Origin of the sequence: Cellulomonas alba, from assembly GCF_030362835.1 — a bacterium.
Classification (GTDB): Bacteria; Actinomycetota; Actinomycetes; order Actinomycetales; family Cellulomonadaceae; genus Cellulomonas; species Cellulomonas alba.
In genome coordinates this window covers 1,721,864-1,748,214 of record NZ_JAUCGQ010000001.1, presented here as the reverse complement: position 1 = coordinate 1,748,214, position 26,351 = coordinate 1,721,864, and the positions used below count along the sequence as shown (strand labels likewise).

Below are 26,351 nucleotides of genomic sequence, written 5' to 3'. Positions count from 1 at the left end.
GCGATGGTCCCGGCCCTGCCGCGGCTCGACGCCGCCGACCCGAACGTGCGGGGCCGCCACCTGCTCGCCCTGCCCGCGGACGTCGCGGAGGACGAGGTCGAGGTGCTCGCGCAGAGCCGTTTCGCGGGCGCGCGGTGGGTCGACGCGGCCGAGCCGCCGACGACCACGCGGAGCCTGTTGCGGCCGGTGACCGCGGTGCTCGGGATCCGTGCGGTCGGCGCGGACACGGCCCCGTCGCGCACGCTGCGGATCGGACGGCGCTCGACGCTCACCGGGCCGTACCGCGTCGAGCCGACCGACGCCGTCGCGCTCAACCTGCCGCCCGCCACGACGCTCGCGTACGTGGTCGAGGCGCCGCGCGAGCGGGGTGCCAAGCCGTACCCGGGCGGTGACCGCGACGGCCTCAAGCGCGCGTTCCCCGACGGCCTGCCGGTGCTCGAGGAGGAGCGCGTGGTGCAGTGGCTCGTCGCGGCCGCGCGTCGGCTCGGCGGCGCGGTGCGGACCGCCGAGCGCGGCGTGGTGCTGACGCCCGACCCCGACTCGGCGATCGACCTGACGGTGTACTCCGACCGCTGGCTCGAGCCGACCGAGACGCTGGCCGTCGTGCGGCGCACGCAGCCCGCCGCGATGCTGACGGGCCCGGAGGCCGGGTGGTCGGGCCCGATGGCGGGGTCGGGTCGTGCCGCGGCGGACGTGCCGCCCGGCCTGCCGGAGGCCGGTGGCCGCGGGCTGTCGGCCGCGCTCGCGCGCTACGGCGTCATGGACGAGGCCGAGCGCGCGCGCCTGTCGGCCGAGGCCGCAGCGTTCGACCAGCACATGCTCACCAACCCGCCGCTGCCGCGCGGCTACGGCGTGCTCGTGGACCTCGCGGTGGACGGGCTGCTGGCCGTCGAGGTCGCGGCCGCGGACGACGAGCTTCCGCCGCTGCTGCAGGGCCTGCCGTGGACCGCCAAGGGCGTCGTCGGCTACCACGTGCGGTGGGAGCCGCTGCTGATCGAGGAGCTGGAGGCCGAGCGGCCGTCGCTCGAGCACCGGGTGGCCCGCGGACGTGCCGCGCCGCAGCTGCAGGCTGTCGCGCGCTCGCTGCACGCGGCGGTCGGGCAGGAGATCGCCGACGAGGCCGGCTTCCTGGTGGACCCGGCGGACCTGTGAGCGGCTGGCGGACGCACGGCTCGCGGGTGGTCTACGAGAACCCGTGGATCCGTGTGCACGAGGACGACGTGACGCGGCCCGACGGCGGCGTGGGCATCTACGGCGTGGTCGAGGTGCGCCACCCGTCGGTGTTCGTGGTCGCCGTCGACGACGAGGACCGCGTCGTGCTCGTGCGGCTGTTCCGGTACACGACCGGGGCGTGGTCGCTCGAGGTGCCGGCGGGTGGGTCGGACGGCGAGGAGCCGCTGGTCGCCGCGCGGCGCGAGCTGCTCGAGGAGGCCGGGCTCGTCGCCGGGTCGTGGGACGAGGTCGGGCGGATGGACGCGCTGAACGGGATCGCGGACGCGCCGGAGCACGTGTTCCTGGCGCGGGATCTCGTGGCGGTCGACGGGGGCGGGTCGGCCGGGTCTGCAGGGTCGGCCGGTGCCGCCGACGTGGCCGAGGTCTCCGAGGCGCAGGCCGAGGAGGGGATCGCCGAGGTCCTGCGCGTGCCGTTCGCGCAGGCGCTCACCTGGGTGGCCGACGGCACGATCCGCGACGGCGAGACGGTCGCGGCGCTCGCGTTCGCCGCCATCCGCCTGGGCCGGCTCGGCTGAGGGATCGTCAGGGCGCGACGTTGAAGTTGCGCCGGAACACGTTCTCCGGGTCCCACGCCCGCTTCACCTCGGCGAGGCGACGCCGGGTCGGCTCGGGCCAGAGCGCCGCCAGGTCCGTCTCGGAGGCCGTGCCGAGGAAGCCGGCGTACGCGCCGCTGCCCTGGTCGGCGATCGTCCGCCACACGGCCTGGGCACCCGCGACCTGGTCCGCGGTCGCGCCGACCGGGAGGAACGCGGCGCTGACGACGAGCGCCTCGGCGTCGCGGTGCGCGAACGCCGTCGCGTCGGCGGGCACGCGTCCGAAGGCGCCGCCGAGGCTGCGGAGCCCGACGACGCGCCCGCCCCGCGCGTAGGCGTCGGCGATCGCGGACACGAGGCCGTCGTCGACCTGCCGCACGAACGTGCCGGAGCCGACGGGGACGATCCCCTGCGGGACGCGCGGCTCCTCGAGCACGCTCGCGTACGGGCGCTCGGTCACGTCGTCGGCGAGCGGCGTGCCGAGCGCCCGGAGCTCGTCGAGCGCCGTGGGGTCGTCGCCGCAGTCCGCGACCGTGAGCATGGCGACGGCGGGGCCGGGCCCGAACGCCGGCATGAGCGTCAGCACGGTCGTCAGGGCGTCCGGCGCCGAGCGCATCGCGGCCGCCCAGGCGTGGACGAGCCGGGGGACGTCGTCGGCCGGGAACCGGATGGTGCCGAACCGGATCGTGGTGACGGGCTGCGCCTGGAGCTCGAACGCGGTGACCACGCCGAAGTTGCCGGCGCCGCCGCGCAGGCCCCAGAACAGGTCGGGGTGCTCGGTCGCGCTGGCCTGCACGACGTCGCCCGCCGCGGTGACCACCTCGGCGGCCAGGACGCTGTCGATCGTGAGGCCGAACCGGCGGAGCATCCAGCCGATGCCGCCGGCCTGCGTCAGGCCTCCGACGCCCACCGAGCGCGTGTCGCCGGACGTGACGGCCAGCCCGTGGACGGCGAGCGCGTCGGCGGCGTGGCCCCACGTCGCGCCTGCGCCCACGCGCACCCGGCCGTCGCCGAGGTGCTCGACGGCGTCGAGGTGCACGAGGTCGAGCACGGCGCCGTCGTCGACGTTGGCGAAGTTCAGCGCGTGGTGGCCGCCGCCGCGGACCGCGACCGGGAGCCCATGGTCCGTCGCGAACCGGAGCGCGTCGGCGACCTCGGCCGCGGTGCGCGGGCGGAGCACCACGCCCGGGCTGCCGGTGCCGGCGAACGTGGTGCGCGCGGCGTCGTAGTCCGCGTCGCCCGGGCGGACCGCGACCTCCGCGAGCGTGCCCGGGAGGATGGCGGGGAGCGTGTCGGTGGGGCGTGCTTGCATGGCTCGGTCCTCACGTCGGTTACCTCGGCCCTGCCGGGCCCGTCACCTTCCTGACGGGACGACCTCGCGAAAGGTAACGACCATGCCCGATGACGACCTGGCCGGCCTCGCCCGCGCGTTCGAGGCACAACGCCCGCGGCTCGAGCTCGTCGCGCAGCGCGTCCTGGGCAGCCGCGCCGATGCGGAGGACGCGGTGCAGGAGGCGTGGCTGCGGTTGAGCCGCTCGGACCCGGCGGAGATCGAGAACCTCGCCGGGTGGCTGACCACGGTGGTCGGGCGCATCAGCCTCGACGCGCTCCGGGCCCGGAGCGCGCGGCCCGGTGCGTCCTACGACGACCTCGTGGTGGTACCCGACGACGGCGCCGTGCCGGAGGACGAGGCCGAGCTCGCGGACTCGGTCGGGCTCGCGCTGCTGGTGGTGCTCGAGACGCTGACGCCGTCGGAGCGCCTCGCGTTCGTGCTGCACGACCTGTTCGCCGTGCCGTTCGAGGAGATCGGTCGCATCCTCGGCCGGTCCGCCGACGCGGCGAAGATGACGGCCAGCCGGGCGCGGCGCAAGGTGCGGCAGCCGACGGAGCGCGGCGACGCGGACGCCGGCGCGGCAGCAGACGGGGCGACGGCTACGGCCGGGGTGACGGGAGCGAGCGGGCCGGCGTCGCGGGTCGTGGTCGACGCGTTCCTCGCCGCCGCGCGAGAGGGGGACTTCGCGGGGCTGGTGGCCGTGCTGCACCCCGAGGTCGTGCTGAACGTCGACACGCCCGAGGGCGTCGTCGTCACGCTCGGGTCGACCGAGATCGCGACGCGGGCGAGCATGTTTGCCGCGATGGTCGGCTCCGCGCGGCGGGTGCTCGTGGACGGGCTGCCCGGGGTCGTGTCGCGGGCGGCCGACGGGAGCGTGATCTCGCTGATGGTCTTCACCGTCGAGGGGTGGCGCATCACGCGGCTGAGTGCGCTCGCGGACCCGGCGCGGCTCGCGCGGCTGAGCCTGCCCGCGTGAGGTCCACGCGCCGCGCTGGTCGCGGTCGGGCGGTCGGGCGGCCGCGCGGTCGTCGTGTCAGGCGGCGGCGACGGGGGCGAACTGGGTCCGGTACAGCTCGGCGTACAGCCCGCCGCGCGCCAGCAGCTCGGCGTGCGTGCCCTGGTCGAGCACCCGTCCCTCGTCGAGCACGACGATCGAGTCCGCCTCGCGGATCGTCGACAACCGGTGCGCGATGACGATCGACGTCCGCCCCGCGAGCGCGCCGTCGAGCGCGGCCTGGACCGCGGCCTCGGACTCGGAGTCGAGGTGCGCGGTCGCCTCGTCGAGCACCACGACGTCGGGCGCCTTGAGCAGCAGCCGCGCGATCGCGAGCCGCTGGCGCTCGCCGCCCGAGAGGCGGTAGCCGCGGTCGCCGACCACGGTGTCGAGCCCGTCGGGCAGCGTGCGGACGAGGTCCGCGACGTGCGCCTGCTCGAGCGCGCGCCACAGCTCGTCGTCCGTGGCGTCGGGCCGCGCGTAGCGGAGGTTGCCCGCGATCGTGTCGTGGAACAGGTGCGCCTCCTGGCTCACCACCCCGACGGTCGCGCGCAGGCTCTCGAAGCTCGCGTCGCGCAGGTCCACGCCGGCGATGCGGACCGTTCCGCGCGTCGGGTCGTACATGCGCGTGACGAGCTGGCTGATCGTCGTCTTGCCCGCGCCCGAAGGCCCGACGAGCGCGACCATCTGTCCGGCCGGCACGGTGAATGCCACGTCGGTCAGCGTGTCGCTCGTCGGGTCGTGCTGCGCCACCGCGACGGACTCGAGCGACGCGAGCGACACCTCGTCGGCGCCGGGGTAGCGGAACCCGACCGCGTCGAGCTCGACGCCGGCGCCGCGGGCGGCGACGGCCGCCACCAGGTCGACCGGCTCGGCCGCCTCGCGCACCATCGGCTCGAGGTCGAGCACCTCGAGCACCCGCTCGAAGCTGACGAGCGCCGTCATGACGTCGACCTGCACGTTGGAGAGCGCCGTCAGCGGGCCGTACAGCCGCCCGAGGTACGCCGCCATCGCCACGACGACGCCGACCGTGAGCTCGCCCCGGATCGCCTGCACGCCGCCGATGCCGTAGATCGTCGCGACGGCGAGCGCCGCGAGCGTCGTCAGGCCGACGCGGAACCACGTCGACAGGAGCGCCTGCTTGACGCCGATGTCGGCGACGCGGCCGGCCTGCGTGCGGTACTGCGCGGACTCGCGGGCGGGGTCGCCGAACACCTTCGCGAGATGGGCGCCCGCCACGTTGAACCGCTCCTGCATGAGCTGCGCGGCCTCGGCGTTGAGGTCGTACGCCTCGTGCGTCACGGTCGCCATCCGCTTGCCGAACCAGCGCGCGGGCAGCACGAAGAACGGGAGCAGGACGAGCGAGAGCAACGTGAGCTGCCACGACATCGAGAACATCGCGGCCAGCACGAACACCACCGAGAGGCCGTTGCTGACCACGTTCGACAGCGTCGAGGTGAACGCCTGCTGCGCGCCGAGCACGTCGCCGTTGAGCCGCTGGACCAGCGCGCCGGTGCGCGACCGCGCGAAGAACGCGAGCGGCATCCCCTGCACGTGGTCGAACACGGCGGTGCGCAGGTCGAGGATGAGGGACTCGCCGATGCGCGCGGAGATCCAGCGGTCGAGCACCGCGATCCCGGCGGAGGCCAGCGCGAGCGCACCGACCGTCACGGCGACGCTGATCACGAGCGCGGTGTCGCCCTGCGCGATGCCGTCGTCGATGAGGGTGCGGAACAGCATGGGCGGGAGTGCGCCGGCCGCGGCGCCGGCGGCGATGACGACGAGGTAGATCGCGAGCTGCCAGCGGTAGGGGCGCGCGAAGGTGAGGATGCGGCGCAGCGTGGCGCGCGTCAGGCGGTGCTCGTTGACCGAGCGGTCCTTCATGAAGCCGCGCATGGGGTTGGGCCCGGGGCGTCCGCCGTGTGTCATCGACATGGGCAACTCCTGAGTTTGACTCACTATCTGCTCGGCTGAGGATAACCTCGACGCGTGACGAGACATTCCCGCCCGTCGGATCCGGGTGGCGGGCACCGCGGCGTCGGGCAGCGCGTCGGGCACCGTGGCGTCGGGCACGAGATCGAGCACGACGACGAGGCCGGCGAGCTCCTCGAGCTGCTCTACGGGCTGGTGCGCGACCTGCGGCGCGAGGCGACCGCCGGGACCGGCGTCACGACTCCCGGCCAGCAGCGGCTGCTCCGCGCGCTGCGCAACGCCGGGGAACCGCGCCGCCCGGGCGAGCTCGCGGCCGCGCTCGACGTCGCCGCGCGTTCCGTCACGTCGAAGGTCGACCAGGCCGAGGCGGACGGGCTCGTCCGGCGCGTCGCCGACCCACGGGACCGGCGCGCGACGCTCGTCGAGCTCACCGACGCCGGGCGGGCCGCGCTCGCGGAGTTCTCGTCACGACGGCAGGCGGGCGCCGCGACCCGGCTCGAACGGCTCGAGCCCGCCGAGCGCGAGCAGCTGCTCGCGCTGCTGCGGCGCGTGCGCGGCCAGGCGGGTGACTGCGAGGGCGCGATCCCCGGACCTGGCCCCGGCGGGCAGCCCCGTCGGTAGAGTCCGGCGCGGCCTTGCCCACGTCGGCGCGATCACCGTCGCCCTCGAGCCCCGGAGGACACCGTGGTCCGCTACCTGCCCGTGCTGATCGAGACGGGGCTGCTGGTCTACTGCCTCATCGACTGCGTCCAGGCGGACGCCGACCGGGTCCGCGGCCTCGCCAAGGGCTGGTGGATCGTGCTGATCATCCTGCTGCCGCTCGTCGGCGGGATCGCGTGGCTCGTCGCTGGCCGGCCCGAGCAGCCGCGCCGGCGCGACGTTCCCTGGCCTTCGACGCGGACGGCCGGCTTCCCCGAGTACGAGCGGCCGCGCCGGCTCGCACCCGACGACGACCCGGAGTTCCTCGCCGGGATGCGCGCCTCCGACGACAAGCACGAGCAGATGCTGCGCGACTGGGAGGCGCAGCTGCGCGAGCGCGAGCGGCGGCTGCAGGCGGGAGAGGACGCGCCGGAGTCCTGACCGGGGCTCGGTGCCTGATGGTCAGCGGCGGATCGAGTCCAGCAGCAGCAGCGAGATGTCGGTGACCTCGGGGACGCCGACGTTCGTGGCGGCCCCGGCGGGCGCGGCGGCCCCGGCGGGTGCGGGGTGGTCGGCCGGCTCGGCGGTCGCCGCGCGCACGCCGTCGGTCAGCATGATCGTGCAGTAGGGGCACGCGGTCGCGACCACGTCGGCGCCCGTGGCGATCGCCTCTTCGGCGCGGTTCGTGCTGATGCGCGAGCCGATCGTCTCCTCCATCCAGACGCGCGCACCGCCCGCGCCGCAGCAGAACGACGTCTCGCCGTGGCGCGGCATCTCGGCGAGCTCGACGCCCGGGAGCGCGCCGATCAGCTCTCGCGGCGGCGCGTAGACCTTGTTGTGGCGGCCCAGGTAGCAGGGGTCGTGGTACGTGACGCGGCGGCTTTGGGCGGCGGGCGGCGTGGACGCGCCTGCGCCGTCGGCGCCTGCCGCGGTGAGCGGCACCAGGAGCCCGTCGGCGACCAGCCGGTTGAGCAGCTCGGTGTGGTGCACCACCTCGTACCGGCCGCCGAGCTGCGGGTACTCCCGCGCGATCGTGTTGAAGCAGTGGGCGCACGTGACGACGATCCGCGTCGCGCCCGCCTCGTTGAGCGCCTCGACGTTGGCCGACGCGAGCATCTGGAACAGGATCTCGTTGCCCGCGCGACGCGCCGGGTCACCCGTGCAGGACTCGCCGCTCCCGAGCACGGCGAAGCTGACGCCCGCGGCCTGCAGCAGCTCGACCACTGCGCGGGACGTGCGCTTGGCGCGGTCGTCGTAGGCGCCGGCGCAGCCGATCCAGAACAGGTAGTCCACGTCCGCGGCCGACTCGACGTCGACGCCGACCTGCGGCACGTCGAGCCCCTTGGCCCAGTCCATGCGGGCGCGCGCCGGCAGGCCCCACGGGTTGCCCTGGCGCTCGAGCTTGGTGAACGTTCCGCCGAGCTCGTTCGGGAATGCGGACTCCATGAGCACCTGGTAGCGCCGCATGTCGACGATCGTGTCGACGTGCTCGATGTCGACCGGGCACTGCTGGACGCACGCGCCGCACGTCGTGCACGCCCAGAGCGCGTCGGCGTCGATGACGCCCGTGCCGACCAGGTCGAGGCCGGCGTGCGGGTCGGCGGACGCGGTCCCGTCGGCGGTGCCGGCGCCGGCCTTCGCCGCCGCCTGGAGATAGGGCGCGGTCGCGGCGGCGTGGTCGCGGAGCGCGAGCGTCACGAGCTTGGGGCTCAGCGGCTTCCCGGTCGCCCACGCGGGGCACTGGTCCTGGCAGCGGCCGCACTCGGTGCACGTGGCGACGTCGAGCAGCTGCTTCCAGGTGAGGTCCTCGATCGCGCCCGCGCCGAGCCGCGCGTCGTCGGGCAGGTCCTCGAGCGCCTCGACGTCGAGCGGCCGGTCGCCGACCCGGATCGGCAGGAGCGGGCCGAGCGCCGGGCCGCCGCGGGCCTCGCGGCGCGCGTAGACGTTGACGATCGCGAGGAACCGGTGCCACGCGACGCCCATCGTCGGCTGCAGGCCGATCACGACGAACCACGCCATCGAGACCACGATCTTCACGGTGGCCGTCAGCACGACGGCGGTCTCGAGCGTGTGCGTGGCGGCGCCGGACCACGCCTCGCCGAGCCACGCCGTCAGCGGGAAGTGCAGCGGGCTCGCCACGCCGGCGTCGTCCTGCGCCGCGAGCGCGTACTCGAGCCCGCGCAGCACGATCACGGCCAGGACCACCGCGGCGACCGTCGCCTCGACGAAGTACGCCTGCGCCTGGTTGGACCCGAAGAACCGCGACGCGCGCCGCGTCGACGGGTGCCGCAGCCGGATGACGAACAGCCCGACGATCCCCACCAGCGCGGTCCACGCGAACGCCTCGATCGCCCACTCGAGCGGCCACAGGTGCCCGACCCACGGCAGCGCGAACCGCGGGTCGACGACCTGGCCGTACCCCGTGACGAGCGCGACGAGCAGCAGCGGGAACGACACCATGACGACCCAGTGCGCGACCCGCACGAACGGCCGCGTGCGGAACCGCGTGTGCCCGACGACCTCGCGGGCCAGCGTCGCGAGCCGCGTCCCGACGGGCGAGGTCCGTCGCGGCTCGACGGGCCGCCCGACGCGCAGCGTCCCGACGATCCGCGCGATCCCGCGCCCGAACACCCCGACGCCGACGAGGGTCGCCACGACGACGACCACCAGACACCCGACCGACACCCCACTCACGCCGCACACCGTACCGACGCCCCACCCCCGCCGGCGGCGCCGCCCCGCCCGCGCCCGACCACGAACAATGCCGCCGACACGTGACTGCGCATGCACGTGTTCGCGCGGTTGTTCGTGGGCGGCGGCCGCGCGCCCCGCGTCAGGTGCGGAGATCGCGGCGCGGGTGGAGCTGAGGGCGTCGGCTCGCGGGCAGCGCTGCCAGCACGCGGGCGGTCAGGCGGGTCCCTCGGAGGTCCTCCTTCGACACGCGCAGCACGCGGTAGCCCGCCTCGACGATCGCGTCGTGGCGATGCTTCTCCCGGACGAGCGCCGCGCGGTCCGTGTACTTCCCGCCGCCGTCGTACTCGAGCAGCGTCCGCCACTCCTCCCAGCCCGCGTCAGCCCAGTAGGTGGCGGTGCGGGTAACGACCCGCACCTGCGTCGACGGCCTGGGGAGCCCGTCACGGAGGAGGACGAAGCGCATGAACGACTCGCCTGCGGACTCTGCGCCGGGATCGGCCAGGTCGATGACGGCCCGAGCCCGTCGCGCGCCCGGTCGGCCGCGCACCCCCTCCAGGCGCCCGAGGAGCTCCTCGCGCACCACGCCGGCTGCGAGTGCGGCGTCGGCGACGACAAGACCCGCGGCGGGTGCCAGCGTGCGTGCGCAGTCGAGCACGGTCCGATCGAGTGACGTGACCGGGAGGCCGCGGTGCACGATGACGTCGGCGGACCCCACAGCCGCTACGTGGTGGACGACCTGAGGATCGCTGCGCGCGCCGGCCGAGTGCCGCTGGATCAGGTGCGTCGATGACGGAGGGTCGAGCGTCGGGAGGCCCCAGATGAGAGCCGCCGTCTCGTGCGAGAACCAGTGGTCGGTGCTGAGGCGCCGATGCACGCCGATCGCGTGCGCCAGCGCGACACGGCGACGAACGGCTGCGGCCGCCGTGTCCTCGGCAGCTCGAGCCGGCGCTCGCGGGAGGTAGATGCCCCAGCCGATCCGCTCCCAGTCGCCGCCCCTGACCCGCCGGGCGACGGCGTCCCGCGCGAAGTCGCGGGCCAGCTCGACGTCCGGCAGGTCGGGGCCTGCGTGGAGAGGTGCGCCGGGTCGTCGAGCCATCGATCGAGCGTGCCGGTCGCGCAGGCGCCGACATCGCGACGAGCCGCCCCCGGTGGACGGTTGCGTCGTCCACAGGGCGCGTGTTCGGGTCGGCGACCCGCCGCGGGCAACGAACGTTGACGCAGACACGTCAGTGCGCAGTGACGCGGCCGCGGCGATGTTCGTTGTCGGCCGGGCTCGGGCCGGGGGGTCAGTCGGTGCGGTGGGGGCGGAGGGCCTCGCGGAGGGGGAGGCGGCCGCCCTGGTGGAGGACCGCGCCCGAGTAGACGCGGCCCGCGAGCCACACGAGCGCCGGGATCAGCGCCACCGAGATCGCGAGCGCGACGAGCGCCTCCCACGTCTCGGCCGAGCCCAGCGCGATCCGCATCGGCATCACCAGCGCGGAGCAGAACGGCACGAACGACAGCCACACGACCAGCGGGTTCGTCGGGTCCCACGGAGCGATCGAGATCCCGACGATGTAGGGGATCACGAGCAGCCCCATGATCGGCGCGATCACCGAGCCGACGTCCTCCTGCCTCGACACCAGCGCGGACAGCCCGGCGATCACGAGCGCGAACATCGTGAAGCCGACGACGAACCACACGAGCGCCCAGACTGCGGTGGCGCCGACGTCGAGCGCAGACCCGTCGAGCAGCCCGAGCGACAGCGACATGACGACGCCCGCGCCGACCACGCACACCATCTGGATCAGCCCCACGAGGCCGATGCCCGCCACCTTGCCCGCCATCAGCTGCCAGGGCCGCACCGTCGCGAGGAGCAGCTCGACCACGCGGCTCGACTTCTCCTCGACGACGCCCTGCGCGACGAGCTGGCCGGCCGTCATCAGCGTGAGGAACAGCAGGATCCCCGTGATGTAGCCCGCCACGATCTGGCCGGCGTCCTGCTTCTTGGCGGGCTCGAGCGCGGTGGCGACGGGCGCGGCCGACGACACCTGCGCCGCGACCGCGGCCGGGTCGCCGCCCAGGTCGGTGATCGCGGACCGGAGCGCGAGCTGCTGCGCGAGCGCGCCGAGCACGGCCTGCCCGTGGTCGTCGAGCGACTGCTTGACGACGACCTCGAGGTCGGGCGAGGTGGAGACGATCACGGCGTCGACCGCGTCCGAGCGCAGCAGGGCCTCGCCGGCGGCGCGGTCCGCGACGGTGCGCGGCTCGATCGTCACGCCGACCGCCTTGCCGGTCGCGACGAGCGGGTCGGCGACGTCGCCCGCCGACGACACGATCGCGACCTGCGACGCCGGTGCGGCGCGGTTGCCGCCGAAGAAGTGGATGGCGAGCCCGCCGAGCACGACGCCCGCGACGAGCGCGACGGTCGTCCACACGAACGCCTTCGAGCGCAGGCGGGTCGACAGCTCGCGGCCGGCGACGAGGCGGATCGCGGCGCCCGACCCGAGGGTGCCGACGTCTGCGCCGGGCGCGACGGCCGTGACGCTCGACCCGGGCGGCGTCGTCGTCATGCGCTGACCTCCTGCGGCACGGGGGCGGCGACCACGTCGCGGTAGAGCTCGACGAGCGTCGGCTGCTGACGGGTGAACTCGCGCACGGGTCCCGCGGCCAGCGCGGCGGCGAGCACGCGCTGGTCGACGTCGTCCGGCCCGGGGCCCGCAGCCTCGACGACGGTGCGCGTGCCCTGCGCGGACACGACCCGCACGTCCGGGACCGCCGCGGCCCACGAGGCCCCGGCCGGACCGTCCACCAGCCAGCGCCGCTCGTCGGTGGTCCGCAGCTCCTCGATCGAGCCGACCGCGACCATCGTGCCCGCCTGCACGATGCCGACCCGGTCGCACAGCCGCTCGACGAGCTCGAGCTGGTGCGACGAGAACAGCACGGGGACGCCGGCCGCGGCCTGCTCGCTCAGCACGCCGCTCATGACGTCGACGGCGACGGGGTCGAGCCCGGAGAACGGCTCGTCGAGCACGAGGATCTCCGGCTCGTGCACGAGGGCGGCCGCGAGCTGGGCGCGCTGCTGGTTGCCGAGCGACAGCTTGAGCACCTCGTCGTCGCGGCGGGGCGCGATGCCGAGCACCTCGGTCCAGCGCTCCATCGACCGGCGGGCCGCGGCCGGCGTCAGGCCGTGCAGCCGCGCGAGGTAGACGAGCTGGTCGGCGACCGTCATGCGCGGGTAGAGGCCGCGCTCCTCGGGCATGTAGCCGATCCGGCGGCGCATCGCGTGGTCGAGCTCGCGGCCGTCCCACCGGACGACACCGGCGTCGGCGGCGAGCACGCCGAGGGCGATGCGCATCGTCGTCGACTTGCCCGCGCCGTTGGAGCCGACGAAGCCGAAGATCTCACCGCCCGCGACGGAGAACGTCATGCCGCGCAGCGCACGCACCTCGCCGTAGGACTTGTCGAGCCGGTCGATGTCGAGCGTGGGCACGCGCTCGATCCAATCAGGACCCGAGGCAACCCGGAACCCCCGGGGCGCGGGCGGCGGTCGGGAACCGGCGCGAGCGCTTGATAGATTCTTGAACGACTCGTTGCCGTGTTCGGAGGCAGGCGCCACCGGCCGGGGACGTCCCGACCGACACCCGCCCCGACAGGACGGAGCCGGACGTGCTGGCGCTGCTCCTCGCCCACGCTGTGGCGGCGCTCGTCGCGCCCGCGCTCGTGGGGTGGCTCGGCCGGCGCGCGTTCGTGCTGCTGGCGACCGTGCCCGCCGCGGCGGTCGTGTGGGCGCTGAGCCTGACGAGCCGCGTGCAGCACGGGCAGGGTCCCACCGAGGTCGTCGACTGGATCCCGAGCCTCGGCCTGCAGCTCGCGTTCCGGCTCGACACGCTCGGCTGGCTGATGACGGTCGTCGTCGGCGGCGTCGGCGCGCTGGTGCTCGTCTACTGCTCGGGCTACTTCCGTGCGGGCGCGCAGGGGCTGGGCCGGTTCGCGTGCGTGTTCGTCGCGTTCGCGGGCTCGATGCTGGGCCTCGTCCTGGCCGACGACATGCTGCTGATGTTCGTGTTCTGGGAGCTGACGACGGTGACGTCGTACCTGCTCATCGGGCACTACGCGGACCGCAAGCCGAGCCGCCGCGCGGCGATGCAGGCGATCGTCATCACGACGGCCGGCGGCCTGGCGATGCTCGTCGGGCTCCTCCTGCTGGGCCACGCCGCGGGCACGTACCGGCTCAGCGAGGTGATCGCCCACCCGCCGCACGGCACCGCCGCGACCGTCGCCATCGTGTGCCTCGTCGCCGGGGTCGTCACGAAGTCCGCGCTGATCCCGTTCCACTTCTGGCTGCCCGCCGCGATGGCGGCGCCGACCCCGGTGAGCGCGTACCTGCACGCCGCGGCGATGGTGAAGGCAGGCGTCTACCTCGTCGCGCGGTTCGGGCCCGCGTACTCCAGCGACCCGACCTGGCGCTGGCTCATCACGACGCTCGGCTGCGCAACCCTGCTGCTCGGCGGGTACCGCGCGCTGCGGCAGCACGACCTCAAGCTCGTGCTCGCGTTCGGCACGGTGAGCCAGCTCGGCCTGCTCGTGCTGCTGTGCGGGCTCGGCACGCGCGCCACCGCGCTCGCCGGGCTCGCGATGCTCGGCGCGCACGCCATGTTCAAGGCAGCGCTGTTCCTGGTGGTCGGCGTGGTCGACGCCGCGACCGGCACGCGCGACCTGCGTCGGCTCTCGGGTGTCGGGCGTGAGCTGCCGCTCACGGCGACGGCGGGCGCGCTCGCCACGGCGTCGATGATCGGCCTCCCGCCGTTCGCGGGCTACGTCGCCAAGGAGGCGGGCCTCGAGGGGATCGCGCACCTGGACCGCGGCTGGGTCGGGCCGGTCGTGCTCGTCGCCGTCGCCGTCGGTTCGGTGCTCACGGTCGGGTACGGGCTCCGGCTGTGGTGGGGAGCGTTCGCGACGAAGCGCGCGCTCGTCACGGAGGCCGCCTCGCAGGATGTCGGGCTGACGATCGCCGAGGCGGGGACGCCCGACGCGCGGCCCGCGCCGATCAGCCACCCCTCGCTCGTGCTCGTGTGGCCGGCGCTGATCCTCGCGGTGCTGGGCCTCGCGGTCGCGCTGCTGCCGCACCTCGGCGAGCACCTGCTCGCGCCGTACGCCGAGACCTACCCCGAGGGCGAGCCCGGGCACCTGGCGCTGTGGGCGGGGTGGACGCCGACGCTCGCGCTCACGATCGGGATCCTCGGCGTCGGCGCGCTGCTGTTCGCGATCCGCGACCGGGTCGAGGCCTGGCAGTCCGGCGCGTACCGCGGTCCCGAGGCCGACCGGGTGTACCGCCGTGCGATGCGCCGGCTCGACGACCTCGCGGCCGACGTCACGGCGCTCACGCAGCGCGGCTCGCTCCCGTTCTACCTCGGCCTGATCCTCGTCGTGTTCGCGCTCGCGGTCGGCGGCGTCACGATCGCGGCCGCCGCGTGGCCGCAGTCGGTGCGCGCGTGGGACACGCCGGGGCAGCTCGTGTTCGCGGCTTTCGTCGTGGCGTCGGCGGTGCTGGCCGCGCGCTCGCGGCGGCGCCTCAAGGCCGTGATCCTGCTCGGCGTCGGCGGGTACTCCGTGGCGGGGCTGTTCCTGCTGCAGGGCGCGCCGGACCTCGCGCTCACGCAGGTGCTGACCGAGACCGTGACGCTCGTCGTGTTCGTGCTCGTGCTGCGCAAGCTGCCGCCCTACTTCTCGGACCGGCCGCTCGCCGCGAGCCGGTGGGTGCGGCTCGGCATCGGCGTCGCGGTCGGGCTCGTCGTCATGGGCGTCGCGCTCGTCGCGCCGTCCGCGCGGGTCCACGCTCCCGTCTCGGACGCGTTCGCCCAGGAGGCCGTCGAGTTCGGCGGCGGCACCAACATCGTCAACGTCACGCTCGTCGACATCCGCGCGTGGGACACCGTCGGCGAGATCTCCGTGCTCCTCGTGGCCGCGACCGGCATCGCGTCGCTCGTGTTCGTCTCGCGCCGCTCGGGCGCGATCTTCCGCGCCGCCGACGCCGACCAGGACCGCGCGGTCTGGGGCGGCATCGACGACCCGATGGCCGCGCTGCGGCGCCCCGCGTCGGTCGCGCGCCGCGCCGAGGGCCGGGCCGTCGACCGCGAGTGGCTCAGCGCGGGCCGCACGCTCGCGCCGCAGCGCCGCTCGGTGATCTTCGAGGTCGTGGTCCGGCTGCTGTTCCACACGATGATCGTGTACTCGGTGTTCCTGCTGTTCAGCGGGCACAACGCGCCCGGCGGCGGGTTCGCCGCGGGGCTCGTCACGGGCATCGCGCTGATCGTGCGGTACCTGGCGGGCGGTCGGTACGAGCTCGGTGAGGCCGCGCCCGTGCAGCCGGGCGTGCTGCTCGGCACGGGCCTTTTCCTGTCCGCCGGCGTCGGGCTCGTCGCCATGGTGTTCGGCAAGCAGGTGCTCGAGTCCGTGATCGTCGACCTGCACCCGCCGGTGATCGGCGACGTGCACCTCGTCACGAGCGTGTTCTTCGACGTCGGCGTGTTCCTGGTGGTCGTCGGACTGGTGCTCGACATCCTGCGGTCGCTCGGCGCCGAGATCGACCGGCGCGAGGAGCAGGGGCTCGACGACGGGCCGCTCCGCAGCCGGCAGCGGGTGCGCCGATGATCGACATGAGCCCGAACCTCGTGCTGGTCGTCGCGATCGGCGTGCTGTTCGCCGCGGGCGTGTACCTGCTGCTGGAGCGCAGCCTGACGCGCGTGCTGATCGGCGTGATCCTGATCGGCAACGGCGCGAACCTCCTGTTCCTCGTCGCGGGCGGCGCGGCCGGACGGCCGCCGATCGTCGGGCGCGGGTCCGGCCCGATGAGCGACCCGCTGCCGCAGGCGATGGTCCTGACGGCGATCGTCATCACGCTCGGCATGACGGCGTTCCTGCTGGCGCTCGCGTACCGGTCCTGGCAGCTGCACCGGCACGACGAGGTGCAGGACGACCTCGAGGACCGTCGCATCGCACGGCTCGCGGCCGTCGACCTGCTCGCGACGCGCGACACCGACATCGACGTCGCCGGCGCGACGCTCGACGAGGAGGCCGAGCTGGCGCGCGACGAGACGGACGAGGGCGTCGTGGTCGGCGGCGACCTCGGCGGCACGGACCACGCGCGCGGCGAGGGCGGCCGACCGCACGCGTCGGGAGACGGCCCGGGCGGTGACGCCCCGTGACCTGGCTCGTCCCGCTGCCCGTGATCGTCCCGCTGTTCGCCGCGGGGCTCGCGCTGGCGCTCTACCGCCGGCCGACCATCCAGCGCATCGTGTCGGTGACGGCGCTCTCGATCGTGCTCGTCGCAGCGGTCGGCCTGCTGGTCGGCGCCGACTCCGGCCCGCTCGTGGTCGACGTCGGGAACTGGGCCGCGCCCGTCGGCATCGACCTCGTGGCGGACCGGCTCTCGGCGCTCATGCTGACGATCTCGAGCGCCGTCACGCTCTGCGTCCTCGTGTACTCGCTCGCCCAGGGCGAGGGCGAGCACGAGCGCGCGCCGATCTCGATCTACCACCCGACGTACCTCGTGCTGGCGGCGGGCGTCGCCAACGCGTTCCTCTCGGGCGACCTGTTCAACATCTACGTCGGCTTCGAGGTGCTGCTCGCCGCGTCGTACGTGCTGATCACGCTCGGCGGCTCGCGCGAGCGCGTGCGCGCCGGGACGGTCTACGTGGTCGTCGCGCTGCTCTCGTCGGTGCTGTTCCTCGTCGCGCTCGCGGCGATCTACGCGACGTGCGGCACGGTGAACCTCGCGCAGCTCGCGATCCGCCTGCCCGAGATCGACCCGGGCGTCCGGCTCGTGCTGCAGGTGCTGCTGCTGCTCGCGTTCGCCATCAAGGCGGCCGTGTTCCCGCTGTCGGCGTGGCTGCCGGACTCCTACCCGACCGCGCCGGCGCCCGTGACGGCCGTGTTCGCGGGCCTGCTGACGAAGGTCGGCGTCTACGCGATGATCCGCACGCAGACGCTGCTGTTCCCCGACGGCCGCCTCGACACGGTCCTGATGTGGGCCGCGCTCGCGACGATGGTCGTCGGCATCCTCGGCGCGGTCGCGCAGGACGACATCAAGCGGATGCTCTCGTTCACGCTCGTCAGCCACATCGGCTACATGGTCTTCGGCATCGCTCTGTCCACCACGGCGGGCTGGAGCGCCGCCATCTACTACGTGGTCCACCACATCACGGTGCAGACCGCACTGTTCCTCGTCGTCGGGCTCGTGGAGCGCGTGGGCGGGTCGACGTCGCTGTCGCGGCTCGGCGGCCTCGCCAAGCTCGCGCCCGTCGTCGCGGTCCTGTTCTTCGTACCCGCCATGAACCTGGCCGGCATCCCGCCGTTGTCCGGCTTCCTCGGCAAGCTCGGCCTGCTCGAGGCGGGCGTCGCGCTGGGCACGCCGCTCGCGTTCGCGCTGGTGGCGGGCGGGGTGCTGACGTCGCTCCTCACGCTGTACGCGATGGTCAAGGCGTGGAACAAGGCGTTCTGGCAGACCCCGCCGGCCGAGGTGCGGCCGGTGCGCCTGCCCGCCGGCATGGTCGGCGCCGCGACCGCGCTGGTGGTGCTCGGCCTCGGCCTGACGTTCGCGGCCGGCCCGCTGTTCCGCTACACCGAGCGCGCGGCGACTGCGCTCACGCTGCGGTCGCCGTACGTCGTCGCGGTGCTTCCCGACGGGCTGCGCGGCACCGGCATCTCTGCCGAGCCGACCGGGGGTGAGGGCCCGTGAGCCTGCACCCGCGCCGGAGGGCGCGCGTCGGATGGGGCACGGTCGTCTGGCTCACGGTCGTGTGGGTGCTCCTGTGGGGCGACCTGTCCGTGGGCAACGTGCTCGCGGGCCTCGTGCTCGCGGTGCTCGTGACGTTCGGCCTGCGGATGCAGCCCATCGACTTCCACGGCCGGGTGCGACCCGGGCGGCTGGCCGTGCTCGTCGGGCGGTTCGTCGCGGACCTGGTGCGCGCGTCGTTCGAGGTCGCGGTGATCGCGCTGCGGCCGCGCTACACGCCGCGCGGCGCGGTGATCGGCGTGCAGCTGCGCGGGCACAGCGACCTCTACCTGACGATGACGGCCGAGCTGTGCTCGCTCGTGCCGGGCTCGCTCGTGGTCGAGGCGCACCGGCTGACGGGGATGCTCTATCTGCACGTGCTGGACGTGCGGCAGGCGGGCGGGGTCGAGGCCGCGCGCGCCGCGGTGCTCGCGCAGGAGGAGCGGGTGCTCCGCGCGTTCGCGTCTGACGACGAGCTCGCCGCCGCGGGGCTCTCGCTCGGGCGCGCGGTGCGCGGGGTGGGCCGCGGCTCGGGGGCGGGGGTCGGCTCGTGATCGTCGTGGTGCTCGTCTGCGTCGTGCTGCTCGCGGTGGGCGCCGTGTGCGCGCTGGTGCGTGCCGAGAAGGGGCCGTCGGTCCTCGACCGGACCGTCGCGCTCGACGTGCTCGTCGCGACGATGATCGCGGGCCTCGGCGTCTACGCCGCCTGGCACCGCCGCGTCGACGTCGTGCCGGTGCTCGTGGTGCTGTCGCTCGTCGGCTTCGTCGGGTCGGTGGCGATCGCCCGGTTCGCGGCCGTCGAGCCGGAGGGCGAGGGGCGCGTGCGCTCGCGCGACGAGATCGCGGCGGACGCGGCGGCGGCCCTCGGGGCCGCGTCGGCGTGGGACGACGACTCCGGCGACGCCGACGAGGACGACCGGCCCGACACCGAGCACTTCGGCGGCGGCGCGGAGGGGGAGGTCCGATGACGTGGGACCGGGTGGCCGACGTCGCGGCGGCCGTGTGCCTGCTCGGCGGCGCGTTCCTCGCGTTCGCGGCCGGCGTCGGCGCGCTGCGGTTCCCCGACCTGCTCGCGCGCATGCACGCCGCGACCAAGCCGCAGGTGCTCGGGCTGGTGCTCGTGCTCGTCGGGCTCGCGCTGCGGCTGCGCGACCGTGGGCCGGTGTGGGCGCTCGTGCTGGTGGCGCTGTTCCAGATGCTGACCGCGCCGGTGGCGGCGCACCTCGTGGGCCGGGCGGGCTACCGGACCGGCAAGGTGCGCGCCGACCTGCTCGTCACCGACGAGCTGACGCGCGACCTGGAGCGCGCGCAGGCAAAGGACGGCTCGGAGGACTGACCGCGCTGCTACGTTGCGAACACACCGGCGCGGCGGACGATGGAGCACGCGATGACGACGACGGGGGACCTCGGGGTGGCGGGACTGCCGACGCCTCGCGGCCGTCGCGCTCGGCAGAACCGGTGGCTCGTCGTCGCCGTCGGAGCGGGCCTGGTGCTCGTCGCCGGTCTCGGGGTCGCGGCTGGGTACGCGGCGAGGCAGTCCCACGGCGCGCTCGCGGTGGCCACGGCGCCGATGCAGTGGCCGTGGTCGAACCCGTCGTATGCGGGCATCGGCCTCGAGGGCACGCTGGGCGCCGAGCAGACCGAGCCGGGCTTCGCGTGCTTCTGGCTCGAGCACGACGGCCTGCGTGAGTACCTGCGGCTCCCGCACGGCTGGTCCGCGACCGCCGAGCTCACGCTGCTGGACGCGGACGGCGAGGGCGTAGCGGCTCCGGGAGACCACGTCGTCGGTGGGGGCGCGTCGCTCGGTACGTCGGTCTCCGTGGCGCACTGCCCGGCGGGGCAGGCGATCCTGGTCCTCGAGCCGCTCGTCGAACAGGGCTGACCGCGGCGCGGCGCGCGCGGTCGACCGGTCAGCTGCGCGCGGCGTTCACGAGGACCGGGTCACCGCAGCGCGGCGAGCGTCGTCAGCGCGGGCAGCAGCGCGCGGGTGTCGACACCGGCGAAGAACTGCGCGTCGGCCGCCTCGACCGCCTCGATCGCGCGCGCGGCGAGCGCCGCGCCCTCATCGGTGACCGTCACGACCTTGGCGCGCGCGTCGGTCGGGTGTGCCACGCGCACCACCAGCCCCTTGGCCTCGAGCCGGCCGACGACGTCGGAGGTCATCGTCACCTCGGTGCCGACCTGCGCCGCGAGCCGCACCTGGGTCTGCGGTTCGTCGTGCGTCTGCAGCCACCACGCGGTCGCGAGCAGCACGAACTGCACGTGCGTGAGGCCGAGCGGCGCGAGGGTGCTCGTCATCAGGCGCTGCCAACGCATCGTGGCGTGCCAGAGCACGAAGCCCGGGCTCTCACCGGGCCCGGCGAACCGGCTCATGCGCGCGCCGCCGCCAGGAGCGCGGCCATCGACTCGGGGAAGTCGCCGGCGATCTGCGGGCCGAGCTCCGGGCCGACCTCGTCGGCGGCCGGACCGGTGATGTCGAGGCGGTGCGTCACGCGCGTGCCGCCGTCGGGCAGGGCGCCGAGCGTGTGCCGGAACAGCAGCGTGACGTCGCCGAACGTGGTCTCGTCGGCGTAGGTCCGCTCGTCCTCGAGGTCGACGATGCGCGACGCGAACGTCTCCTGGCCGACCGGCGTCACGGACACCTCGGTGCCGACCGCGAACGGGCCGTGCAGCTCGAAGGTGTCGGCGCCGGGGTAGGTGAGCCGGCCCTCGTGCAGCGCGCGGAGCGCGGCCCAGACGGCGGCCGGGCCGAGGTCGGTCGTGGCGGTGTGCTCGGTGCTCCACATGATGTCCTCCAGAAGTAGTTGGTACGCCAATAGTAGGCGCACCAACTATAGGATCGCAAGAGCGAACCGACTGAAGCCGGGCGGCTCAGGAGGCGGTGGCGGGCGCGGCCGAGCGGCGCCCCGCGACCCGCCGCACGAGGTCGAGCAGGCTGGTCCCGTCCGGCAGGCTCATCGGCACGGCGACTGCCGCCGCCGTCAGCACCCACGCCGAGTAGTCCAGCCCGAGGAACAGCCAGATCGAGGTGTGCATGACGAACACCGCCACCGCGAAGAGCCACCGCGTGCGCCGGAACGAGAGCCACACGATCGCCGTCAGCTCGAGCGCCAGCGCGCCACCCGCCAGGCACTGCGCGAGCCACACGTGCGACGACACGAAGTCGGAGAGTCCCTGCGCGTAAGGCGACGCGCCCTGCCGCAGCACGTTCGCCATGTTGTCGCTGAACACCCAGCGCGGGCCGCTGTGCCGGAGCTTCTGGAAGCCCGTCAGGAAGTAGACGGTCGCCAGCACCGCGAGCGACGCGCGCGGCGGCCAGCCCCAGCGGACCGCCCGGGTGCGCTCGTCGTCGCGCGCCGGGACCGAGGCGAACAGCAGCGGGAGCGCGACCCAGACGGTCAGCACGTCGTTGTGCATCACCTTGCCCGAGCTGCCCCACAGCGCGGCGAGCACCAGGTAGCACAGCCAGCCGACCACGTACCCGGCGTGCGCCCAGCGGCGCCGCACGAGGTAGGTGACGATCCCGACCAGCCCGAGCACCTGGATCGCGACGACGACGCCGGCCGACGGCGTCGTCCGCAGCCACGACATGACGCCCAGCCCCGAGATCAGCACGGGCGGCCGGTCCGCGATGTCGACCCACGGCCGCACCAGCAGCCGCAGCGCGATCACGAGCGCGACGAGCGTCTGCACCTCGAGCAGCCGGTATGCCGGGCCGGGCGCGGTGAGGCGGGCATCGAGCCGGCGCGGCAGGCCGCGGATCACGGCGTCACCTCCGTGACCTCGGTGCGCTTCGTCTCGGCCCAGCGACCGGTGGCGTCGTCCCAGCGGAACGTGACCCGGTCGAGCCGCACGCTCGCGACGTCCGCGGGGTCGATCCCGGCGAGGTCGAGCCACGCGTCGACCTTCGCGCGCTGCTTGCTCGCGGGCAGGTCTCGCAGCGTCGCGAACTGGTGGCCGGTGATGACGACGACGTCGTTCGCGGGCTTCAGCAGGAGCGGCGCGCTCGAGCCGTCCGGGTGGACGACGACGAGCTGCAGCGACGTCGACGTGTCGGTGCGGACCTGGCTGAACAGGCGGAACGCGGTGACGGGCCACGCCTCGACCTCGGCCAGCGCGCCGAGCACGATGACGCCGACGACCGCGCACGTGACGATCCGGGCGAGGCGGCGCTGCCGCGTGTCGTCCGGCGCTGCAGGGGTCGTGGCACGCGCGTCGTCGCGCGCTCCCGGGGCGGCGGAACCCGCGTCGGCGCCGGGCGCCACCGCGGCCGCGCCCGCCTCGTCGTCCTGGCTCGTCATGCCTCCCCCTGTCCGCACGTGCGGGACGAGGGTAGCGACGCACCGAGGGGCGCGTGGTCGCTCCCGGCCCCCGCGTCCTCGCCGACCGATCCGGCGCGCACGGCATCGGTGCTGGTTGGATGGGCCATGAGGAGGCTGCGATGACGAACGACCGGCCCGAGGTGGTCGTCGTCGGCGCGGGCCCGAACGGGCTCGCCGCCGCCGTCACGTGCGCGCGCGCCGGGCTGCGCGTCCAGGTGCTCGAGGCGCAGCCCACGCTCGGCGGCGGTGCCCGCACGCTCGACCTGGGGCTTGCGCCGGGCATCGTCCACGACCTGTGCTCCGCGGTGCACCCGATGGCGTGGGCGTCCCCCTTCTTCCAGGCGTTCGACCTGGGCGCCCGTGGCGTCGAGCTGCTGACGCCCGAGGTGTCGTTCGCGCAGCCGCTGCCGGGGGGTCGCGCGGGCATCGCGTACCGCGATCTCGGCCGGACCGTCGACGCGCTCGGCCCGGACGGCGCGGCGTGGGCGGCGCTCGTCGGCCGGCTGTCCGAGCACGCCGACGCGGTCACCGCGGTCGCGCTCGGCGACAAGCGCAGCATCCCCGACGGCCTCGGGCTCGCCGGCCTGCCGACCGCGCTGCGGTTCGGCCTCGAGGTGCTCGAGCAGGGCTCGCGGGCATGGGACCGGCGGTTCACCGGCGACGTCGCGCCGGCGCTGCTGACGGGGGTCGCGGCGCACGCGATCGCGCCGCTGCCGACCACGGCCGCCGCGGGGACCGCGTTGCTGCTCGCGTCGCTGGCCCACGCGGGGGCGGGGTGGCCCATCCCGCGCGGCGGGTCGCAGGCGCTGACGGATGCGCTCCTCGCCGACCTGCGCGCGCACGGCGGGACCGTCGTCGTCGACCGCCCGGTCCGGTCGTACGGCGACCTGCCCGGTGCGCACTGCTACCTGTTCGACACGACGCCGGGCACGGTCCTGCGCGTGCTCGGCGACCGGCTCCCGGCGCGGACGCGCCGCGCGTTCGAGCGGTTCCGGCACGGCAACGCCGCGGCCAAGGTCGACTTCGTGCTGTCCGGCCCCGTGCCGTGGGCCGCGCCCGACGTCGCGCTGGCCGGCACGGTGCACGTGGGCGGCACGCGTCCCGAGATGGCGGCTGCCGAGGCGGCGGTCGCGGCTGGCCGGCACGCCGAGCGGCCGATGATGCTGGTCAGCGACCCGTCGGTGGTCGACCCCGGTCGCCGCTCGGGCGGCCTGCGACCACTGTGGTCGTACGCGCACGTGCCCGCGGGCTCGGACGTCGACGTCACCGAGGCCGTCACCGCGCACATCGAGCGGTACGCGCCGGGGTTCCGCGACGTCGTCGTGGCGTCGCGCTGCATCCCGGCCTCGCAGATGAGCCACCACAACGAGAACTACGTCGGTGGGGACATCTCGGCGGGCGCGGTCACGCTGAAGCAGATGCTCGTGCGCCCGACGCTGGGGCTCGACCCGTACGCGACCGGCCGCGACGGCGTGTACCTCTGCTCGGCGTCCACCCCGCCGGGCCCGGGCGTGCACGGCATGGCGGGCTGGCTCGCCGCGCGCCGCGCGCTCCGCGAGGTGTTCTCGATCGCCGCGGCCCCGTCCCTGGCCCCGGGCGCCTGACGCCGCCACCGGCCCGACCGGCCGGCCCGCCCGCCCCCACCCGGCTGCCCGCCGAACCCGGCTGCCCGGCGAACCCCGCTGCCCGGCGAACCCGTGAGTTCCGTCGGTTTCCGCGGATCGCGACCCACGGAAGCTGGCGAGACTCACGGCGCGGGGACGGAAATCACGGAGGTGTCAGCCGTTGAGGTGGCGTCGCGGGGTCAGCCGGAGGTCTGTGCCGGGCGGGAACGCATCGCGCACGCGGTCCGCGAGTGCGTGGCCGTGGATGTCCTCCTTGGTGACTCGGAGCACCCGGTAACCGGCCTCGACGAGAGCGTCGTGTCGGCGCTTCTCGCGCACCAGATCCTCCCGGCCGGCGTACTTGACCCGACCGTCGTACTCGAGCGCCACGCGGAACGCCGGCCACGCCACGTCCGTCCAGAACGTCCCGAGACGCGTCGCGACCGGCGCCTGCGTCACCGGCGTCGGCAGCCCGTCCCGCAGCACGACGAAACGCGTCGCGGATTCGCCCGGCGACTCCGCTCCGGCGTCGGCGAGGTGCACGACCTCCCGCGCCTGTCCGATGCCGCGCCGGCGCCCGCGCCCGGCCAGCCGAGCCAGTGCTTCGTCACGCTGCGCGCCCGCCCTGAGCGCGGCGTCCGCCACGACGAGGGCATCGATCGGCGCGAGGTCGAGTGCGCAGTCGACCAGCGTCCGGCCCAGGCTCGTCACCGGCAGGCCGTCGATGAGCACCACGTCGGTCTCAGGCGGAAGCCCGACCCGCCGCTGGACTCGACGATCGGCTCCCCGTCCGGCGCTGTGTGCGACCAGGACGGACGTTCGCTCGGGCGTCCGCCAGAGGGGGAGCCCCCAGAGCAGCGCGGCCGTGCCGTGACTGAACACGTGCCGTGCGGTGAGGCGCCGGTGCGTCCCCTGCGCGTGGGCGATCGCGCGGCGGCGCAGCTCGCTCGGGTCCGGCGGCGGCGCACCGGGGGCGGAGTCTTGCCCGAGATAGATGCCGCGACCGACGCGGATGAGCTGACCCGCAGCGACGGAGGTGCGCAGCCGGACGATCGGCAGGTCGCGGGCGAGCACCGCGCGCACGGGCGACGGCTGCGGCGCGGAGGACGCGGTTGCAGGCGGCATCCCGCCACCCTCGTCACCACGGACGATGATGTGGGCGTCATCTCCCGCCGCTGTGGATGATCCGACTGCCAACGAGGCTGGGGGTGGCTGGTCGCGCGCCGGCGACCCCGTGAGTTCGGCCCGTCTCCGTGAGTCGCACGTCACTGCATCCATCAAGAACTCACGGTTCGACCATGAACTCGCGGATCGGGCATGAACTCGCGGTTCGGACGGGGACTCGCGGTTCGATCAAGAACTCACGGTTCGATCGTGAACTCGCGGATCGGGCGAGAGCCAGCAGTCGGGGCGAGAGCCAGCGGTCTGGGCGCGAGTGTGCGGTGCGGGCGGGGACCCCGGGTGCGGGCAGCGGTGCTGGCCGTCGGCGATCGGCGAGATGAGAGGTGGCGGGATAGCGTCAGAGCAGATCCCACCGTTCCCCTCGGAGGTTGTCATGGCCGACACGTCCACCGCGACCGTCGACAAGATCGTCGGGCTCGCCGCCGCAGGCGTCGCGGCGATCGTCGCGCAGAAGGTCGTCGGACTGGTCTGGAAGGCCAGCGCGGGTCACCGGCCACCGAAGCCCGAGGACGACGGCGACAACGCGGTGGCCGAGATCATCGCGGCTGCGGCGATCACGGGTGCGGTCATGGCGATCGCGCGCGTGCTCGCGGCCCGGGGCGCGTCGCGCGTGACGGCACGCCTCGAGTCCCGCTGACGAGCCGGCCCCACGGCCGGCCCGCGGTCCGCGAGGCCGCGAGTCCGTGAGTCCGTGAGTTCGGCCAGTCTGCGTGAGTCGTTCCTCACGGGCTCCGCGTCGAACTCACGGAAGTCGCGCGAACTCACGGACGCGGCGCGAAAGCCACGGATCCGGATGCGGCGCGAACTCACGGATGCGGCGCGAAGTCACGGATCCGGATGCGGCGCGGGCTCACGGAAGTCGCGCGAACTCATCGATGCGGCGCGTACTCGCTGGCTCGGCACGGGTGGTGGTCCTGGCTCGGCGCGCGTGGTGGTCCCGCCGGCTCGGTGGATGCCGCGTCTCCCGGGTGCTCGCGGCGGGGCTAGGATCGCCGGGAACGACAGGGGAGCGTCAGGGCCGCGCCGCACGCGGGGCCGGGACGCTGAGAGTGCGGACCACCGCAGACCCTCGAACCTGATCCGGCTGATACCGGCGTAGGGAGTCGGGCTTCTCAGTCTCCGTGTGTCGTC

Annotated in this window: 25 protein-coding genes and 1 riboswitch; of the genes, 14 read left to right on the top strand and 11 right to left on the bottom strand. The window is 74.6% G+C overall.

Annotation, left to right across the window (positions count from 1 at the left end):
- The first annotated feature begins 3 nt into the window (after window positions 1-3).
- Window positions 4-1,152 carry a hypothetical protein gene (locus tag QRT04_RS08025; RefSeq protein WP_289454697.1) on the top strand — a complete coding sequence of 383 codons (1,149 nt, stop codon included), beginning with the start codon at window positions 4-6 and terminating at the stop codon, window positions 1,150-1,152.
- On the top strand, window positions 1,149-1,748 hold the full coding sequence (locus QRT04_RS08020) for an NUDIX domain-containing protein (RefSeq protein ID WP_289454696.1): 600 nt from the start codon (window positions 1,149-1,151) through the stop codon (window positions 1,746-1,748). The genes QRT04_RS08025 and QRT04_RS08020 overlap by 4 nt, the downstream gene beginning before the upstream one ends.
- 7 nt (window positions 1,749-1,755) lie before the next feature.
- On the opposite strand, the gene QRT04_RS08015 is transcribed toward QRT04_RS08020, so the two are convergent.
- Window positions 1,756-3,078 carry an FAD-binding oxidoreductase gene (locus tag QRT04_RS08015; RefSeq protein ID WP_289454695.1) on the bottom strand — a complete coding sequence of 441 codons (1,323 nt, stop codon included), beginning with the start codon at window positions 3,076-3,078 and terminating at the stop codon, window positions 1,756-1,758.
- A gap of 82 nt (window positions 3,079-3,160) precedes the next feature.
- On the opposite strand from QRT04_RS08015, the gene QRT04_RS08010 reads away from it, so the two are divergent.
- Window positions 3,161-4,075, top strand: a complete 915-nt coding sequence (locus tag QRT04_RS08010; protein ID WP_289454694.1) for a sigma-70 family RNA polymerase sigma factor — start codon at window positions 3,161-3,163, stop codon at window positions 4,073-4,075.
- Between the two features lie 57 nt (window positions 4,076-4,132).
- On the opposite strand, the gene QRT04_RS08005 is transcribed toward QRT04_RS08010, so the two are convergent.
- Window positions 4,133-6,028: an ABC transporter ATP-binding protein gene (locus QRT04_RS08005; RefSeq protein WP_289454693.1), complete on the bottom strand. Its 1,896-nt coding sequence runs from the start codon at window positions 6,026-6,028 to the stop codon at window positions 4,133-4,135.
- Window positions 6,029-6,082: 54 nt separating this feature from the next.
- Here QRT04_RS08005 and QRT04_RS08000 point away from each other — a divergent pair, with 54 nt between their 5' ends.
- On the top strand, window positions 6,083-6,646 hold the full coding sequence (locus tag QRT04_RS08000; protein ID WP_289454692.1) for a MarR family winged helix-turn-helix transcriptional regulator: 564 nt from the start codon (window positions 6,083-6,085) through the stop codon (window positions 6,644-6,646).
- Between the two features lie 63 nt (window positions 6,647-6,709).
- Window positions 6,710-7,105: a PLD nuclease N-terminal domain-containing protein gene (locus QRT04_RS07995; RefSeq protein ID WP_289454691.1), complete on the top strand. Its 396-nt coding sequence runs from the start codon at window positions 6,710-6,712 to the stop codon at window positions 7,103-7,105.
- 21 nt (window positions 7,106-7,126) lie between these two features.
- Here the strand turns inward: QRT04_RS07995 and QRT04_RS07990 are convergent, their stop codons facing one another.
- From QRT04_RS07990 to QRT04_RS07975, 4 genes are all read right to left on the bottom strand, one after another.
- Window positions 7,127-9,358, bottom strand: a complete 2,232-nt coding sequence (locus QRT04_RS07990; RefSeq protein WP_289454690.1) for a (Fe-S)-binding protein — start codon at window positions 9,356-9,358, stop codon at window positions 7,127-7,129.
- 139 nt (window positions 9,359-9,497) lie between these two features.
- Window positions 9,498-10,454 carry a hypothetical protein gene (locus QRT04_RS07985; RefSeq protein WP_289454689.1) on the bottom strand — a complete coding sequence of 319 codons (957 nt, stop codon included), beginning with the start codon at window positions 10,452-10,454 and terminating at the stop codon, window positions 9,498-9,500.
- A 190-nt stretch (window positions 10,455-10,644) separates the two neighbouring features.
- Entirely contained in the window at window positions 10,645-11,910 is a 1,266-nt protein-coding gene (locus tag QRT04_RS07980) for an ABC transporter permease (protein WP_289454688.1), read from the bottom strand.
- Window positions 11,907-12,830: an ABC transporter ATP-binding protein gene (locus QRT04_RS07975; RefSeq protein WP_289454687.1), complete on the bottom strand. Its 924-nt coding sequence runs from the start codon at window positions 12,828-12,830 to the stop codon at window positions 11,907-11,909. Before QRT04_RS07975 ends, QRT04_RS07980 begins: the two co-directional genes overlap by 4 nt.
- Before the next feature lie 176 nt (window positions 12,831-13,006).
- On the opposite strand from QRT04_RS07975, the gene QRT04_RS07970 reads away from it, so the two are divergent.
- Genes QRT04_RS07970 through QRT04_RS07940 form a run of 7 tightly spaced genes read left to right on the top strand, consistent with a single transcriptional unit; the run spans window position 13,007 to window position 19,994 of the window.
- Window positions 13,007-15,991, top strand: coding sequence for a Na+/H+ antiporter subunit A (locus tag QRT04_RS07970; RefSeq protein ID WP_289454686.1), 2,985 nt, complete (start codon window positions 13,007-13,009; stop codon window positions 15,989-15,991).
- A complete protein-coding gene (locus tag QRT04_RS07965) occupies window positions 15,988-16,545 on the top strand; it encodes a Na(+)/H(+) antiporter subunit C (RefSeq protein WP_289454685.1) in 558 nt (185 codons plus the stop codon). The genes QRT04_RS07970 and QRT04_RS07965 overlap by 4 nt, the downstream gene beginning before the upstream one ends.
- Entirely contained in the window at window positions 16,542-18,077 is a 1,536-nt protein-coding gene (locus tag QRT04_RS07960) for a Na+/H+ antiporter subunit D (protein ID WP_289454684.1), read from the top strand. Before QRT04_RS07965 ends, QRT04_RS07960 begins: the two co-directional genes overlap by 4 nt.
- Window positions 18,074-18,667 carry a Na+/H+ antiporter subunit E gene (locus tag QRT04_RS07955; protein WP_289454683.1) on the top strand — a complete coding sequence of 198 codons (594 nt, stop codon included), beginning with the start codon at window positions 18,074-18,076 and terminating at the stop codon, window positions 18,665-18,667. Before QRT04_RS07960 ends, QRT04_RS07955 begins: the two co-directional genes overlap by 4 nt.
- Complete coding sequence (locus QRT04_RS07950) at window positions 18,664-19,080, top strand: monovalent cation/H+ antiporter complex subunit F (RefSeq protein WP_289454682.1); 417 nt, start codon at window positions 18,664-18,666, stop codon at window positions 19,078-19,080. Before QRT04_RS07955 ends, QRT04_RS07950 begins: the two co-directional genes overlap by 4 nt.
- Window positions 19,077-19,448, top strand: coding sequence for a monovalent cation/H(+) antiporter subunit G (mnhG, locus tag QRT04_RS07945; RefSeq protein ID WP_289454681.1), 372 nt, complete (start codon window positions 19,077-19,079; stop codon window positions 19,446-19,448). Before QRT04_RS07950 ends, mnhG begins: the two co-directional genes overlap by 4 nt.
- A 51-nt stretch (window positions 19,449-19,499) precedes the next feature.
- Window positions 19,500-19,994: a hypothetical protein gene (locus tag QRT04_RS07940; protein ID WP_289454680.1), complete on the top strand. Its 495-nt coding sequence runs from the start codon at window positions 19,500-19,502 to the stop codon at window positions 19,992-19,994.
- 59 nt (window positions 19,995-20,053) lie between these two features.
- Here the strand turns inward: QRT04_RS07940 and QRT04_RS07935 are convergent, their stop codons facing one another.
- The 4 genes from QRT04_RS07935 to QRT04_RS07920 form a co-directional block, all read right to left on the bottom strand.
- The gene (locus QRT04_RS07935; RefSeq protein WP_289454679.1) at window positions 20,054-20,485 is read right to left on the bottom strand and encodes a MarR family winged helix-turn-helix transcriptional regulator; all 432 of its coding nucleotides are present in this window, start codon (window positions 20,483-20,485) and stop codon (window positions 20,054-20,056) included.
- On the bottom strand, window positions 20,482-20,898 hold the full coding sequence (locus QRT04_RS07930) for an SRPBCC family protein (RefSeq protein WP_289454678.1): 417 nt from the start codon (window positions 20,896-20,898) through the stop codon (window positions 20,482-20,484). The genes QRT04_RS07935 and QRT04_RS07930 overlap by 4 nt, the downstream gene beginning before the upstream one ends.
- 85 nt (window positions 20,899-20,983) lie before the next feature.
- Window positions 20,984-21,877 (bottom strand): HTTM domain-containing protein, encoded by an 894-nt coding sequence (locus tag QRT04_RS07925; protein WP_289454677.1) that lies wholly within the window; start codon window positions 21,875-21,877, stop codon window positions 20,984-20,986.
- Window positions 21,874-22,413 (bottom strand): hypothetical protein, encoded by a 540-nt coding sequence (locus tag QRT04_RS07920; RefSeq protein WP_289454676.1) that lies wholly within the window; start codon window positions 22,411-22,413, stop codon window positions 21,874-21,876. The genes QRT04_RS07925 and QRT04_RS07920 overlap by 4 nt, the downstream gene beginning before the upstream one ends.
- 140 nt (window positions 22,414-22,553) lie before the next feature.
- On the opposite strand from QRT04_RS07920, the gene QRT04_RS07915 reads away from it, so the two are divergent.
- Window positions 22,554-24,038 carry a phytoene desaturase family protein gene (locus tag QRT04_RS07915; protein ID WP_289454675.1) on the top strand — a complete coding sequence of 495 codons (1,485 nt, stop codon included), beginning with the start codon at window positions 22,554-22,556 and terminating at the stop codon, window positions 24,036-24,038.
- A gap of 174 nt (window positions 24,039-24,212) precedes the next feature.
- Here the strand turns inward: QRT04_RS07915 and QRT04_RS07910 are convergent, their stop codons facing one another.
- A complete protein-coding gene (locus tag QRT04_RS07910; RefSeq protein WP_289454674.1) occupies window positions 24,213-25,163 on the bottom strand; it encodes a hypothetical protein in 951 nt (316 codons plus the stop codon).
- Between the two features lie 430 nt (window positions 25,164-25,593).
- Between QRT04_RS07910 and QRT04_RS07905 the strand changes: the two genes are divergently transcribed.
- Window positions 25,594-25,857, top strand: a complete 264-nt coding sequence (locus QRT04_RS07905; protein WP_289454673.1) for a DUF4235 domain-containing protein — start codon at window positions 25,594-25,596, stop codon at window positions 25,855-25,857.
- 356 nt (window positions 25,858-26,213) lie between these two features.
- Window positions 26,214-26,339: riboswitch (TPP riboswitch) on the top strand.
- Window positions 26,340-26,351 lie beyond the last annotated feature (12 nt).